Here is a 14,246-nt window from a genome sequence, read left to right as displayed (position 1 = left end):
CGATATAGGTGAACACAATGAAACTGATCCGAACCATGGCGGCCGTGATCGCCGTTGCTTCTGTCCTGAGCGCGTGCGGCGGGGGCTCCGACGACGTAGGCAAGGAGCTTGGCCTGACGAACCCGCAAATCCATTTCGTGCATGCGATCCCGAGCGGACCGGCCGTGGATTTTCTCGTGAACGGCACCGCACCGTCGGGACAGACGAATGTCTCGTATAAGGGCGTGACGAACTTCACGAACATCAACACGGGCTCGACGAACGTGGGTTATGCGGCGACCGGCACGACGACCGCGCTCGCAAGCGGCAACTTCCCGAACGTCGCGAAGGGCCACGAATATACGGTGCTCGCGTTGCCGGGCGCGGCGGCAGCCGACATCGGTCTGATCGACGATCCGTTCGACAAGGGTCTGCTTTCGAACAGCGCGCGTGTGCGGGGCTTCAACGCATCGGGCAATGCACCGAACCTCGACCTCTATCTGGTCCAGTCGACCAACACGAACATCAGCAACGTAGCCCCGACGATGTCTGGCTTGTCGTTCAAGAACGCGGTGCCGGCAAGCGGCCAGGATTCCATCTACGTATCGGGTGGCCAGTATGTGCTGATCGCAACGGCTGCCGGCAGCAAGACGCCGATCTATCAGTCGCAGTCGTTCACGTTGTCGAACAACGCTGACTGGCTGATCACGTCGGTGCCGATTGGCGGCGCGCTGAGCCAACTGGCGGTGGGACAGATCCATCTGCTCGTCGTGCAGAACGGCAACACGAACACGCCGAGCGTCGAATTGTCGAACACGCTGACGGGCGCATAAGTTCGCTAGAGAGCGTGCGCGCATTGCAGCGCACGCGATAGCGGCAAGTCCTGGGGAGGACGGGGCGGCGATCCACGCATGTGGGTCGCCGCTTTGTTTTGTGCGCAAGCATCGATACATGCATTCGATACCCGCACCCGCACCCGCACCCGGACATGACCGCGTTCAACAACGTTCAACAAAAAACCCGCTGCGGTTTCCCGCAGCGGGTTTCGTTCAAACGCAGCGGCTATGCGCCGCGACGGCGCTGGCCGCTCGACGAAGAACGACTTACTTCGCCTTTTCAGCGGAGTTGGTAAGGGCGTCGCCGCCCTTCGAGATGTCCTGGCCGGCACCTGCCATGGTGTTGCAGCCGGCGAGCGCGGCCGTGCCTGCGATGAGAAGCAAAGCGATCAGTCGATTCATGAAAGTTCTCCTTGTCGAGAAGGTATCGGTAGACGTGTCCCGCTAGCGGCTGTGCTAGCTGCCGACCGTGGCTTGCGCCAGTCGATCCGGTCTGATTGCATGGTAAAAAAAGGGTGCGTGCCGCGCTGTCGGCTACGCTGCGATTTTGTTGTAGGCGTGCTCTGGTGTTGACGTCGGCGCACTCCTACAAATACGAGCAGCAGCGGATTCAAGCGCGGCGCAACGCGGCTACACCGAAGTGCGCGCGGGGAACGGCAACGGGTCGCTGCCCGGCTGCGCCGACGTGCTGACGCTCGGCATCACGACATGGATGTCGGTGCCCCTCGGCACGCCGCGTCTGATGTCGAACTGCCCGCCATGCGCGGCGACCCGCTGACGCATGCCGAGCAGTCCATGGGTGTGCGTGCGTGTCAGATCGGCCGGCATGATGCCCACGCCGTTGTCGGCGATATCGAGCGTGACCCGGCCGTCGCCGACCTGCAAGCCGATCGACACCTGCGACGCTCGCGCGTACTTCGCCGCGTTCGTCAACGATTCCTGGGCGACGCGAAAGAGCGCGATTTCCGTTTGCTCGTCGAGCTGGATATCGTCGGCCGGGAGCTGCAGGTTCAGCGTCCAGTTATTGCGTTGCGCGGCTTCGTCGGCGAGTGTGCGCAGTGCGGTCACAAGACCGAAATTCGCCAGCACGGTAGGCCGCATGTCTTCGATGATGCGGCGCTTGAGCGCAATGCCCTGGTCCAGATTAGCGAGCGCGCGCTTTAACTTCTCGGAGATGTCCGGGTCGCTCTCTTTCAGTTTGCGGTTTGCCCACGCCACGTCCATTTTGCTCGCGGTCAGAATTGCGCCGAGTTCGTCGTGCAGCTCGCGCGCGAGTTGCGTCTTCTCATTTTCGCTGACGGCCTGCAAATGCCAGCCGAGCGCCTCGAGTTGACGCGTGCGTTCGTTCACGAGTTGATCGAGCTCGCCTTGTTGTGTGATCAATTGACGCTGAACGCGCGCCTGCCGGTCGATCTGAATGCCCAGATTGCGGAAGAGCAGAATGAACAACACGATATTGAGCGCCGACAGGCCAGCCGCGCATAACGTCGAAATGCGCTGGTCGGCACGGCTCGCGGCGAGCGCGTGCTGCGCGCGCCGTTCTTCGTTGTCGCGCAGCAGGCTCAGTGTGCTGTCGACGAGCGCCGCATCTACCGCGTTGGCATGGCTCGTGTTGCCGCATGCGCTCAGATCGAGCGGACCGGGCGCCGCGCGTTGCAAGGCGGCGGCGCCGGCGCCGATTCGAGCGTCGATCAGCGCGCGGATTTGCGTGAAGCTCGCGAGCTCCGCGCTATCGGCTTTGGGACTGCGGTAAAAACGCTCCAGCAGCTGTTCGCTGTCGCGAATGCTGACGGCGGTCGCGCAAAAATCGTGCGCTGCGGCGTCACGCTTCGTCAGAAGAAAATCGCTTTGCTGCGCGCTCAGACGCGATAGCTGACTCGCGAGCGCGCTGAGTTGCACGGTGACGTCGCGGGCTTCGAGCGCTGTCTCGTACTCGGCGGCGATGCGCTCGCGCGCGGTTTCGAGAATCACCAGGCCGCCGACGGTGATCACAATCGCCACGGTCATCGCGATCGCCCAGCTGCGGTTGCGCATCCAGTTGCTCAGGCGGGCCGCGGCGCCGGGTTGCGGCGCCGGGGTTTGCGATCCGGTTCGCGCTTCCTGTTGCGCTTCATTCTGCACTTTATTGTGCACTTCATTATGCACGTCAGCCGCGTTCTGCACGTTTGACACGTTCTACTCCTTGGACACGCATCAGTGTAGCGTCCGCTGCAGTCGCCGCGGGTGCGCGCCCGCGCGCTGGCGCGCACATTGTGCGTGGCGAATCTGCGTCCGGGCCGCTTCGCGTAAAGCGGCCGTAATCCAATGTAAGCGGATTCTCACACGAAAACCGGAGTGCGTCGGAATGCGCCCGGCGATGCAGCTGGATACGATGGACCCTGATCCCATTCACTGTTCTGGAGGAAGCCATCATGCTGAAGTGGGCGTTGTTTTTCGCCGTCATCGCGGTGATCGCCGGCCTTCTTGGGTTCACCGGCGTGGCTGCGGGCGCGGCGGCAATCGCGAAGTTCCTGTTTGTCGTGTTCCTGATTCTGTGCGTGGTGTTCCTCGTGCTCGGCTTCGTGGTGACGAAAAAAATCGTCGATTAGCGCCGCTTTGCCTCGTAGAGGCGCCTGAAACAGGGCGCTTAAGCAAAGCGGCACGCGCAACCTGAGCGCACGGAAGTCCCCGCGGATACTAACAAGAAGGAGAGTCGCCATGCTTCACTATGCCATCGTGTTCTTCGTCATCGCCATCATTGCTGCGGTGTTCGGTTTCACCGGAATCGCGGCGGGCGCGGCCGAGATCGCGAAGATACTGTTCTATATTTTCCTCGTCGTGTTCGTGGTCACGCTGCTGCTCGGTGTCTTCCGAACATAGACCTGAACATGATTCTATCGGCGCATCGCGCGGGCACCTTGCGTGATGCAGCCACCCCCCAATACGGATAAAGGAGAGATTCAATGGCGAACACACCTGGCGCCCAAGGCGCGGCATCGCAGTCGAGCGATCCGTTCGTGATGGACATTCAGAAGATCCGCGACGACGCCCGCAAGCACATGTCGGATGGCCCGGTCACGCAAACTTACGGCGCTGATCGCGACACGGTGCTCAAGCTCCTCAACGACGCGCTGGCTACCGAAATCGTCTGCACGTTGCGCTACAAGCGCCATCATTTCATGGCGAAGGGCATCAACTCGGAAGCGGTAGCCGCCGAATTCGCGGAGCACGCGGCCGAAGAGCAGGAACATGCCGACCGTATCGCCGAGCGCATCGTGCAGCTTGGCGGCGAGCCGGACTTTGCGCCGGACGGGCTGAAGACGCGCGCGCATTCCGAGTACAAGGAAGGCGAGAACCTGACGGACATGATTCGCGAGAACCTGGTGGCGGAGCGCATCGCTATCGACACCTATCGCGAGATCATCCGCTATCTCGGCGAGAAGGACGTGACGACGCGTCGTATGTTCGAAGAAATTCTCGCAGTCGAGGAAGAGCATGCGGACGATATGGCCGACCTGCTCGAAGGGCGCGAGTGATTGCGCCTGGCATGGCGAGCTTGCGGCCGGCGGTTCCGGCCGCGATAACGCCAAAGTACGGCGCGACGTCATTACAATGTCTGCTTTGGAGCGATTCCATCGTACGGACACCAAGCCGATGATTCGAGTGTTGATAGCTGACGACCACGCGATCGTCCGAGGGGGTTTCAGACAGTTCGTCGCCGACGAGCCGGACATGTGCGTCGCGGCGGAAGCGGCCACCGGCGACGAAACCATCAGCCTCGTGCGCGAACAGGCATTCGACGTCGTGCTGCTCGACATTGCGATGCCGGACAAGAACGGTATCGACACCTTGCGCGTCATCAAGCAGGTGCGCCCGGAGCAGGGCGTGCTGATCCTCTCGGGCTACCCGGAGAGCCAGTACGCGATCAACCTGCTGCGCGCGGGCGCGAACGGTTATCTGAACAAGGACTGCGAACCCGATGAAATCGTGCGTGCGATTCGTGCGGTAGCGCGAGGGCATCGTTATTTGTCCCAGGCGGTGGCCGACACGCTTGCCGACAATCTCGACAAACCGGCGGCGGCGCGGCCGCACGAAGCGCTGTCCGAGCGCGAGTTTCAGATTTTCTGCAAGCTCGCGGCGGGGCAGATTCCCACGCAGATTGCCGAGGAACTGCATTTGTCCGTGAAAACGGTCAGCACGTATAGGGCTCGCGTGCTCGAGAAAATGCGCCTGGCGAACAATGCCGATCTGACTTATTACGCGATCAAGAACGGCTTGATCGAATAATGGACGATCGAGAAATCCCGATGAACAGCGAATCGAACACCGTTGCCGAGTCAGCCAGCCGCGCACCGTTGCGCGTGCTGCTTATCGAGGATTCGCCGCTGATCCGCCGCAGTCTGGTGGAGGCGATCGACGCGTCGGGTTCGCTGCGCGTGGCCGCTTATGCCGATTCGGCCGACGAAGCCATCGCGCTCCTGAGCGACGACGCGTTCGACGCGGTGATTGTCGATCTGCAATTGAAGCAGGGCTCGGGCGTACCCGTCCTGGCCTATTTGCAGCGCGAAGGTTTGATCGACTCCGTGTTTGCCGCGGTGCTGACCAATCATGCATTGCCGGCTTATCGCGAGCGCTGCGAACAATATGGCGTGCGCCACTTCTACGACAAGTCTTTCGAATTCGATCGCGTGATCGATGCGCTGCACGAGTACGCGTTCGCACGAAGCAACGGCTAGGCGTTCGCCGCGATCAACCTTTGGCAGTACGAGCCTGCAGCGCCAGATGATTCCACGCGGCGAGGCCCGCGAACAACAGACCCGCGACGCTCACGCCCACCCATCCGAAAACCGGCCACACCGCTGCGCCGACGCCTGAGCCGATCGCTCCGCCGATGAAATACGCAACCATGTACACGGTATTCACGCGGCTGCGCGCGTCGGGCTTGAGCGCGTAAACGCGCGACTGATTCGAAATCTGCGCGGCCTGCACGCCGACGTCGAGCACGATCACGCCGATCACGAGCCCCACGATGCTCTTCGCGGATGCGCCGAACACGACGAAAGAGATGGCCACCAGCACGATGGACAGCGTGATGATCGCGCGTGGTCCGCGGCGGTCCGCGAACTTGCCGGCAAGTGGCGCAGCGAGCGCCCCCGCCGCGCCGACGATGCCGAACAGTCCCGCAGCCTGTGGTCCGAGATGGAACGGCGCGCCCGCCAGCAACAGCGCGAGCACCGACCAGAAGATACTGAAACCGGCGAATAGCGCGGCGCCCGTCAGCGAAGCCTCGCGCAACGCGCGATGCTCGACGAGCAGATGCCACATCGACATGAGCAGCTTGCCGTAGGTCAGCGTCGAGGTCGGCTTGCTTTTCGGCAGACGCAGGATGATGACCACGGCAAGCACGAGCAATGCGACCACGGAAGCGGCGAATACCGCACGCCAGCCGAGGTATTGCGCAACGAGGCCTGCAGCTGTCCGCGCCAGCAGGATGCCGAGCAGCAGACCGCTCATCACCGTGCCGACCGCATGCCCGCGCTCCGACGGCGGCGCGAGTTCGGCGGCGAACGGCACCGCCTGTTGGGCGATGGTGGCGAGCACGCCGATCGCGAGGCTCGCGACGATCAGGACCGACAGCGTCGGCGCGGCGGCCGCGACGACAAGCGCGACGCACATGCCCGCAGTCTGCAGCAGGATCAGCGCCCGCCGGTCGAAGCGGTCGCCGAGCGGCGCGAGCAGCAACATGCCGGCCGCGTAGCCGAGCTGCGTGATGGCCGGCACCGCGCCGACCCATGACGCGCTCGCGGGGAACGACTGCCTGAAGTTGTCGAGCAGCGGCTGGTTGTAATAGATGTTGGCGACCGAGATGCCGGCAATGGTCGCGAGCAGAAGCAGCAGGCCGCGCAGCGACCGGTCGGAGGCGGGTGTGGACGCGTTGGAAGTGGACATGAGAGATGCGGTGGGCGGACCGGCCCATGCACGGTCCTCAAGCGTGCCGATCATACCGGAGCGAACCGGATTGTGCTGACTCGCCGCCACGCGTGCGCCATGTGCGCCCGTGACAAAAATGCGAAGTTTGCCGGGCCCGGATTCGTAGAATCGGCGCGCTATCTCAGCCAACTCCGTACGATCTCATGAAAGAGCCCACGACACGCTCGACTCAACGGCAGTCGCCACGCATTGGCGGAGGCCTGCTCATCGCGCTGCTCTGTTTTGCGGCGTGGGCGCTAGTTACCGCAATCGCAATGCGCGACCCACTGGAAATGATGCTCGAATGGGAACTGCTTGCGGTATTCGCGCGCGCCGGAACACATGGCTGGTATCGCACGGTGATCGTCATGGTCGGCGCGAATGTGATGACCGGCGCGTTTATCGTGGCGGGCGCAGGGTGGTTGACGCTCCTCGCCGCGCGCAGATCGGCGCGCTTTAACGTACACGTGCAGGCGTGGCTCGGCGCGATTCTGGCAATGCGCACGGGCGCCTATCTGGCGAGCGATTACATGACGCATGCGATTGGGATCGCCATTGCGATTCCGTTCGACGGCCTGATGCAGGCGATCGTCGCGGCCGCGCTCGGAATGCCGTACTTCGGCGTATCGCGGCGCGCGCGTCGAACATTCGTCAACCGCTGACCCGTACAGAACGAACCCGTGTTCAGTCGATCAGCGCGCCTTCCGGCTCGTAGAAAGGATAGGGACCGTCGGCGGCATCGACATACGCGTGGTGCGTAACCAGGCCTGTTGCCGGATCGTAGCGATGCAGCGCATACGCAGGCGGTTCCATCATGAACGCCGACGGCGCGTCGTCGCGAAGATCAAGCGCGACCTGATGCGCGGGCGCCGGTACCGCGGACGCAATCGTGCCGCCAAAACGCACGAACATCGGGCGATGCACATGCCCGCAGATCACGCGCTCCACGTTCGGATAACGCGCGATCAGTGCAGCCAGTCTGGCTGACGCAGAAGGATCGAGCCGCAGCTCGTCCATATGTCCGATGCCGCAAGCAAACGGCGGATGATGCAGCGCGACGATTGTTGGCTTGCCGCTCGCCGCGTCGAGTTGCGTCTCCAGCCACGCGAGCCGCGCGTCGCACAGCGTACCGGCGCTTCTGCCCGGCTCCAGCGAATCGAGAGCGATCACGCGCAATGCGCCGACATCGAATGCGTACTGGACGAATTCGCCGCCGCTGTGCAGTTCCGCACGGTCGGGGAAGGCGGCGCGCAGCGCGGCCCGGTCGTCGTGATTGCCGACCAGCAGGAAGTAAGGCAATTCAAGCGGCGCGAGCAGCGTCTTCAGGTGTTCGTACTGTTGCGGATCGCCCTGATCGACAAGGTCGCCGGTGATAATCACGGCGTCAGGACGGGGAACGAGTGCGTTCAGCGCAGCGACGCAACGCGCGAGATACGCGGCGGTGTCGACGCGGCGATAGGCAAGCCCGCCGGGCCGCTTGATATGCAGGTCGCTAATTTGAGCCAGCAGCATGGGATAGTCCTTGTTTGAGCGCGCTCGAAAAGCAGCGCCGCGTTGTTACGATAGCGCAATCAGCGCGTCCTGCACGATCGAGATGCCGACCGGCGTGCCGCGCGCCAGTTCGACGCGGCCCGCGACGTCGACGAGCAACGCATCCGGTGCGGCGCCGCTGATCGTCAGGCGCGTGCGCTCACCGAGAAACGCGCTTGTTTCGACGTGGCCTCGCAGTTGCGCGTGTGTGGGATCGGCGAGAAACGCGTCTTCGGGGCGGAAGAAGATCTCGTGCGCCGAGCGTGCCGGCGTCGCAATTTGCGTGGGCGTCGAAGGCAGCGGCACGGCACCGCCCGTGGTCGTCAACATGTTGCCGCGGCGTTCGCCGGAGACACGGTTGATCGTGCCGACGAACTGCGCGACGGTGCGATTGGCAGGTCGATAGTAGATGTCGCGCGGGGAGCCGATCTGCTCGATACGCCCGGCGCTCATCACGACGATGCGATCGCCCAGTTCCATCGCTTCGGCCTGGTCGTGCGTCACATACACGGTCGTAATGCCCAGTTTGCGCAGCAGCGTGTTCATCTCGCTGCGCAGTGCGTCGCGCAAACGGGCGTCGAGTGCCGTGAGCGGTTCGTCGAGCAGCAGCACGCGCGGCTGCACGGCAAGCGCGCGTGCCAGCGCCACGCGTTGACGCTGTCCGCCGGAGAGCTGGTCGATCGGTTTATCGGCATGCGCGGTGAGGCGCATCATGTCAAGCAATTCGTCGATGCGCTGCCGCGCTGTCGCCGCAGGCATACGTTTGATTTTCAGTCCGTAGCCGATGTTGCCGCGCACGGTCAGGTTAGGAAACAGCGCATAGCTCTGGAACACCATGCCCACCTGACGTTTTTCGATGGGCAGGGCGGTGACGTCGTCGTCGCCGAATGCGATGCGGCCGCCGGCGTCGGGCGTTTCGAGTCCTGCGATCATGCGCAGCGTCGTGGTCTTGCCGCAGCCGGACGGACCGAGCAGCACGAGCGTCTCACCGGCTTCGATATGAAGATCGACCGGTTCGAGCACACGTGTGCCGCGAAAGGTTTTCGCGCATTGCGTCAACGTGATGGGAACCGAGCCGGCAACAGAAGCGGGCACAGCGGTAGAGGCGAGTTTCATGATGTCGTGACGGAATTCGAAGCAGAAGCGGCGATGCGTTTTTTCGCCGCGTTGCGCTGGCCGGTAGCATCGACGCCGAGCCATTGCATTGCGACGAGGAGCGGCATCGTCATGATGAAAAAGAGAATCGTGTACGCGCTGCCGATTTCGATGCGCATCGACGCGTATGTGTCGGCGAGACCGACCGGCAGCGTTTTCGTGTCGGGCGTGTGCAACATCCACGTCAGATTGAATTCGCCAATGGAAAGCGTCAGCACGGCGAGCGCGCCCGCCACGATGCCCGGCCTCGCGTTCGGCAGAACGATGGTCACGAAGCGCTGCATGAAACTCGCGCCGAGACTGGCCGCGCCTTCTTCGAGCGTGCGCAGGTCGCTGCTCGCGCACACTGCGGCAACCGCGCGCACCATGAACGGCAGCGTGAACACCACATGTCCGACGACGATAAACGCCACGCTCATGCGGAACATCGTGAAGCCGCCGTACACCACGAGGAGCGCGAGAGCCGATGCAAGACCCGGCAATGCGATCGGCAGCACCAGAAATTCCTCGACGATGCGCGAAAGCCGCGTCTTGCTGCGCGCGAGCACGTAGCCTGCGGGAACGCCGGTCAGCAGCGTGATAAGCAACGTGATCGCTGCGACTTCGAGAGACAGGAACACCGAGCCGTGATACTGCGTCCACACTTCGGCGAGCCAGCGCAGCGTGAAGCCGCTCGAGACACCCTTGAAGTAGTTGACGGTCAAGCCCGCGACGATCGACATGACAACCGGCACGATCAGGAACGCGCATAGCAGCAGTGTAACGAGCCATTGGCTCGCTGCGAGCCACGCTCTTGCATCGGGCAGGCGGAGCCGCGTACGTGGCTTTGCGTCGGTCGGCAAAGAGGAAGTAATGGAATTCATTGGGAGGTTCTGCTTCCGGTTGGGTCCGCGCTGTATCGAATGACGCCGCTCATGCGCTCGCCGCCACGGCTGATCCGCTCACGCTGCGCGCCAATGCAAGCACCGCCCACGTGACGATGCCGAGCACGATCGAAAGTCCGGCCGCCGTCATCATGTTCGCGTTGAGCGTGAACTCGGTGTAGATGGTCATCGGCAATACGTCGATGTCGGTTGCGAGCGTGAATGCCGTACCGAACGCGCCCATCGCGGTCGCGAAGCACACTGCGCCCGCCGCGATCAGGCCGGGCGACAGCGCGGGCAACACGATGTCGCGCGTAATGCGCCACGGCGACGCGCCGAGCGAACGCGCCGCTTCTTCGAGCGATGCATCGAGCTTGGTTGCCGACGCCATCACCGTGACGATCACGCGCGGAATCGAGAAGTACAGGTAGCCGAGAAAGAGGCCGCTCATCGAGTAGGCGAACACCCAGCGGTCGCCGGTGAGCTTGAGCGACAGCGCACCGATCAACCCCTGGCGTCCCGCGAGCATGATGACCATGAAGCCGACCACTACGCCGGGAAACGCGAGCGGAAACGTCAGCAACGCGAGCAGCGTGCGCTTGAACGCGAACTCGCGACGCGCGAGCAGCAAACCGGCGATCACCGAGAGGACTAACGTGGCCGCCGTGACGGCCGCCGACAACACGATCGTCGCGCCGAGGCTCGACATGTAGCGCGGATTGGTCAGCATCGCGCGATAGGTGGCGAACGCGTGGCCGTCGCCGCTCAGTTGCGCGAGGGCGCCCATCGGCAACAGCCAGAACGCGATGAAGACCGCTAGCGCCGGCGCGATCAGTGCAATGCGCCAGCGCAGTGGGAACGTAATGTCGTTCAATGCATCACCTGCAGATAACGCTCGCCGAAGCTCGACTGCTTCTCGGCCATCTTGCCGAAGTCGACGGGTTTTGCGCGTGCGTACTCGCTTGCCGGCAGGAATTTTGCGGCGGTCTGCGCGCTCATCGCATTCGCGCGAACCGGGCGCAGATACGCATCGGCCCACAGTTTCTGGCCTTCGTCGGAGAGCACGAAGTCGAGCACCTTCTTGCCGTTCGCTTCATGCGGCGCGCCCTTCACGAGACTCATCACGTACGGCACGGAGATCGTGCCTTCCTTCGGGATCACGAATTCGACGTTCGCGTGATCCTTGTATTTCGCGCGATAGGCGTCGAAATCGTAGTCGAGCAGAATTGGAATTTCGCCGGACATGACGCGCGCGTAGGCGGTTTGCTTCGGCACGATCGGCGCGTTGGCCTTGAGCTTGCGAAACCAGTCGAGGCCCGGTTCGAAGTTATCGAGCGTGCCGCCGAGCGCCTGATTCACCGCGACCGCGCCTGCATAGCCGACGAATGCGCTCGACGGATCGAGATAGCCGACCATGCCTTTGTACTCGGGCTTGAGCAGGTCTGCCCACGAGCGCGGTACGGGCTTGCCTTCGAGCGCGTCCTTGTTGACGAAGAAGCCGAGCGTGCCCGAGTGGATCGTGAACCAGTAGCCTTGCGGGTCTTTCATGTTGGCGGGGATGTCGTCCCAATGCGCGGGCTTATACGGCTCGACGACGCCCTTGTCTTTCGCCTGGAAAGCCGATGAAACGCCCAGATACACCACGTCTGCCACTGGGCTCTTTTGTTCCGCCATCAACTGCGCGATCGACTGGCCGGAGTTCTTGTTGTCGAACGGCACGCGAATTCCGGTCTTCTGCTGGATCGCCTTGATCTGACTTGCCCAGTCGGCCCATTCGGGCGGGCAGTTGTAGCAGATCGCGGTTTCATCGGCGTGGGCCGTTTGCGAGGTGACGGTGGCAAGCGCGGCGGTCACGAGCGTACCGGCGCACAGCGCGACGGCGGTGGATTGGGCGAGGCGGCGCATCAGCGGTGAGACTGCCGATGCAAGGCGTACGGAAGAGCGGATCACTGCGGTTCTCCTGGAATGGAAGAGAGCGGGTGGTTCAGGTGGATTGTTCAACGTTGGAGATGAAGACGCTGGCCGACATGCGTCGCGCCCGCGTCGTTGCGATTTGAAATTGCGGCGATCGTGGCGCCTTCGCGCAAGCTGTGCGGCAGCGTCAGTGCAAGCGGCGTTTCGCCGAGACCTTCGAAATTTGCGGTGACGCGTGTCAGCAAACGGCGCCACGCGGCACAGCCGATCTCACGGTTCGGCGCGCAGACGCTTGCGAGCGGCGGCGACAAAAGTTCGCCCATTGCAAGACCGTCGAAGCCGAGAATCGACATGTCGCGCGGAATCTGCAGACGCGCCCGGCGCAGGCCGCGCATCACGACCATTGCGAGCAGATCGTTACTGCAGAAGAGGGCGCTTGGACGGTTCGGGCCGCTCGTCAGATGCGCGAGCACCGCCGGCGACAATTCGTCCGCGTTGAAGTCGACTTCAAGCGCGGGTGCAGGCGCGAGGCCGGCTTGCTGCATTGCTTGCGTGTAGCCGAGATGCCGCTGCCGCGCGCGGTCGGAGGCAGCGAGCGTGCCGGCGAGCATGAGGATGCGGCGATGGCCGTGCGCGATCAGCATGCGCACGCCTTCGTAGGCGGCGAGACGGTTGTCCACGGACACCGACGGACGCCGCACTGTGTCGTTGTGCATCAGCACATAGAGCAGGCCGTCACGGTCGAGCTCGTCGAGAAGGGGATGCGTGTCGGCGTCGGCGACCGTCAGGATCAGGCCTTCCACGCGATGCTCGCGCAGCGTTTCGATGGCGCGGCGTTCGCGCTCGGCGTCGTACTGGGTGGTCATCAACATGAGCCGGTAGCCTTGCGCGGCTGCGAGTTCGTCGATGCCTTGCAGGCACTCCGCGAACACAGGGTTGGCAAGCGTGGGCACGATCACGCCGATCAGGCGCGTGCGCTCGCCGCGCAGTTGACGGCCGAGCGGGCTGGGCCGGAAGTTCAGCGCGTCGATGGACTGGCGCACCTTGTCGAGCGTGACCGGATTGACGGTGTGCGGCGCGTTGATCGCGCGCGAGACCGTCGCGATAGAAAAGCCCGCGTGCGCAGCGACGTCCTTGATTGTCGGGGTCATGATTTCCGCTCGGTTGTAAACGTTTTCAGGAGCGGATTATCGGAAAGGTTTGTGACTTGGCGATGACGTCGGTTTCGGTTGCGGATTGTTTCGTTTGAAGTCGAGCGGGGGCGGTGAAGTGCGGTGCGGGTGTGTTGGCGTTGCCGGTTCGATCGGCGGCGCTGCGCAGGTTTGGCCGGCCAGGCGGCCAATGGTAGAATGCGCGTCCACGCGGTTTGACCACCCTCGCCGGGGTGATGAAATTGGTAAACATAGCGGACTTAAAATCCGCCGCCTAACGGCTTGTCGGTTCGAGTCCGATCCCCGGCACCACCCGCCCAGCGCGGAAACGACGAAATCGCGCAACGCGTACCAACGTAGGGGTGTGGATTTTTCAGCCCTAAACCGGATTGTCCGTCACGTTCTCTTTGTTTCGATTCTGCCGACGGCTGCAGCAAGTCGGTCCGTGACGAGGTGTGCATATCGCTTCGTCGGCACCACGGATTTGTGTCCCAACACGCCGACCGCGAAAGGTCAATTCCTGCATTGATCATTTCCGACGCTGCACCATGTCGCAAGTCATGGAACTTGGTGCTCGGATAGTCCGCCGCGGCTCGAGCTCGCTTCCAAGCTTTCTCAAACTGCTTGACCGTCAAGGTGAAGCGGATGCACCGTGCCAATACGGCACGAGCGAATGGAGCGGACGATGCGCGGCCGGCCATTCTTCGTGCCTGCGAGCGAGTATCTCTGTCGGGTCATCTTTGTACGTAGGATCTCGCCACGGCGCATGCCGGAATAGAACCCGATCCTGATGGCCGCGGACACTTCACGATGCCTGCAAACGCGCGCGACCTTGAACATCTCTTTGCGTTGCGAATGACGGTGTCGAA

16 protein-coding genes, 1 tRNA gene and 1 pseudogene are annotated in these 14,246 nt (G+C 63.0%); 8 read left to right on the top strand and 10 right to left on the bottom strand.

Going from position 1 to position 14,246, the window contains the following annotated elements:
* Positions 1–17: 17 nt before the first annotated feature.
* Positions 18–812, top strand: coding sequence for a DUF4397 domain-containing protein (locus ACTJLB_RS10315; RefSeq protein WP_020065432.1), 795 nt, complete (start codon positions 18–20; stop codon positions 810–812).
* Positions 813–1,082: 270 nt separating this feature from the next.
* Here ACTJLB_RS10315 and ACTJLB_RS10310 read toward each other — a convergent pair whose 3' ends face one another.
* Both ACTJLB_RS10310 and ACTJLB_RS10305 read right to left on the bottom strand, forming a co-directional pair.
* Positions 1,083–1,217 carry an entericidin A/B family lipoprotein gene (locus tag ACTJLB_RS10310; RefSeq protein ID WP_020065433.1) on the bottom strand — a complete coding sequence of 45 codons (135 nt, stop codon included), beginning with the start codon at positions 1,215–1,217 and terminating at the stop codon, positions 1,083–1,085.
* 228 nt (positions 1,218–1,445) lie between these two features.
* Positions 1,446–2,987 carry a sensor histidine kinase gene (locus ACTJLB_RS10305; protein ID WP_440783179.1) on the bottom strand — a complete coding sequence of 514 codons (1,542 nt, stop codon included), beginning with the start codon at positions 2,985–2,987 and terminating at the stop codon, positions 1,446–1,448.
* 239 nt (positions 2,988–3,226) lie between these two features.
* On the opposite strand from ACTJLB_RS10305, the gene ACTJLB_RS10300 reads away from it, so the two are divergent.
* From ACTJLB_RS10300 to ACTJLB_RS10280, 5 genes are all read left to right on the top strand, one after another.
* On the top strand, positions 3,227–3,403 hold the full coding sequence (locus tag ACTJLB_RS10300; RefSeq protein WP_020065435.1) for a DUF1328 domain-containing protein: 177 nt from the start codon (positions 3,227–3,229) through the stop codon (positions 3,401–3,403).
* 109 nt (positions 3,404–3,512) lie between these two features.
* Positions 3,513–3,674, top strand: coding sequence for a DUF1328 domain-containing protein (locus ACTJLB_RS10295; RefSeq protein ID WP_006052455.1), 162 nt, complete (start codon positions 3,513–3,515; stop codon positions 3,672–3,674).
* Between the two features lie 83 nt (positions 3,675–3,757).
* Positions 3,758–4,330, top strand: coding sequence for a ferritin-like domain-containing protein (locus ACTJLB_RS10290; protein WP_020065436.1), 573 nt, complete (start codon positions 3,758–3,760; stop codon positions 4,328–4,330).
* Positions 4,331–4,448: 118 nt separating this feature from the next.
* Positions 4,449–5,081, top strand: a complete 633-nt coding sequence (locus ACTJLB_RS10285; protein ID WP_440783178.1) for a response regulator — start codon at positions 4,449–4,451, stop codon at positions 5,079–5,081.
* A gap of 20 nt (positions 5,082–5,101) precedes the next feature.
* Entirely contained in the window at positions 5,102–5,530 is a 429-nt protein-coding gene (locus tag ACTJLB_RS10280) for a response regulator (RefSeq protein WP_027775480.1), read from the top strand.
* A gap of 13 nt (positions 5,531–5,543) precedes the next feature.
* Here the strand turns inward: ACTJLB_RS10280 and ACTJLB_RS10275 are convergent, their stop codons facing one another.
* Positions 5,544–6,743, bottom strand: coding sequence for an MFS transporter (locus tag ACTJLB_RS10275; protein ID WP_440783177.1), 1,200 nt, complete (start codon positions 6,741–6,743; stop codon positions 5,544–5,546).
* Between the two features lie 185 nt (positions 6,744–6,928).
* On the opposite strand from ACTJLB_RS10275, the gene ACTJLB_RS10270 reads away from it, so the two are divergent.
* On the top strand, positions 6,929–7,426 hold the full coding sequence (locus ACTJLB_RS10270; protein WP_440783176.1) for a DUF2569 domain-containing protein: 498 nt from the start codon (positions 6,929–6,931) through the stop codon (positions 7,424–7,426).
* A gap of 22 nt (positions 7,427–7,448) precedes the next feature.
* On the opposite strand, the gene ACTJLB_RS10265 is transcribed toward ACTJLB_RS10270, so the two are convergent.
* Genes ACTJLB_RS10265 through ACTJLB_RS10240 form a run of 6 tightly spaced genes read right to left on the bottom strand, consistent with a single transcriptional unit; the run spans position 7,449 to position 13,377 of the window.
* Complete coding sequence (locus ACTJLB_RS10265; protein WP_440783175.1) at positions 7,449–8,276, bottom strand: phosphodiesterase; 828 nt, start codon at positions 8,274–8,276, stop codon at positions 7,449–7,451.
* 45 nt (positions 8,277–8,321) lie between these two features.
* The gene (locus tag ACTJLB_RS10260) at positions 8,322–9,410 is read right to left on the bottom strand and encodes an ABC transporter ATP-binding protein (RefSeq protein ID WP_440783174.1); all 1,089 of its coding nucleotides are present in this window, start codon (positions 9,408–9,410) and stop codon (positions 8,322–8,324) included.
* The gene (locus ACTJLB_RS10255; protein WP_440783173.1) at positions 9,407–10,312 is read right to left on the bottom strand and encodes an ABC transporter permease; all 906 of its coding nucleotides are present in this window, start codon (positions 10,310–10,312) and stop codon (positions 9,407–9,409) included. Before ACTJLB_RS10255 ends, ACTJLB_RS10260 begins: the two co-directional genes overlap by 4 nt.
* Positions 10,313–10,361: 49 nt before the next feature.
* Positions 10,362–11,186: an ABC transporter permease gene (locus ACTJLB_RS10250; protein WP_020065443.1), complete on the bottom strand. Its 825-nt coding sequence runs from the start codon at positions 11,184–11,186 to the stop codon at positions 10,362–10,364.
* Positions 11,183–12,262 carry an ABC transporter substrate-binding protein gene (locus ACTJLB_RS10245; RefSeq protein WP_310065494.1) on the bottom strand — a complete coding sequence of 360 codons (1,080 nt, stop codon included), beginning with the start codon at positions 12,260–12,262 and terminating at the stop codon, positions 11,183–11,185. The genes ACTJLB_RS10250 and ACTJLB_RS10245 overlap by 4 nt, the downstream gene beginning before the upstream one ends.
* Positions 12,263–12,309: 47 nt before the next feature.
* Positions 12,310–13,377 (bottom strand): LacI family DNA-binding transcriptional regulator, encoded by a 1,068-nt coding sequence (locus tag ACTJLB_RS10240; RefSeq protein ID WP_131316737.1) that lies wholly within the window; start codon positions 13,375–13,377, stop codon positions 12,310–12,312.
* A 227-nt stretch (positions 13,378–13,604) separates the two neighbouring features.
* On the opposite strand from ACTJLB_RS10240, the gene ACTJLB_RS10235 reads away from it, so the two are divergent.
* Positions 13,605–13,689, top strand: a tRNA-Leu gene (locus tag ACTJLB_RS10235).
* 254 nt (positions 13,690–13,943) lie between these two features.
* Here ACTJLB_RS10235 and ACTJLB_RS10230 read toward each other — a convergent pair.
* Positions 13,944–14,078 (bottom strand): annotated as a pseudogene (locus ACTJLB_RS10230) (hypothetical protein); the annotation flags it as partial.
* Between the last annotated feature and the right edge of the window lie 168 nt (positions 14,079–14,246).

The sequence above is a fragment of the Paraburkholderia sp. 22098 genome (genome assembly GCF_052045935.1).
GTDB classification, from domain to species: domain Bacteria; phylum Pseudomonadota; class Gammaproteobacteria; order Burkholderiales; family Burkholderiaceae; genus Paraburkholderia; species Paraburkholderia caledonica.
The sequence above is the reverse complement of the archived record's forward strand: the minus strand, read 5'-3'. Positions and strand labels throughout refer to the sequence as shown.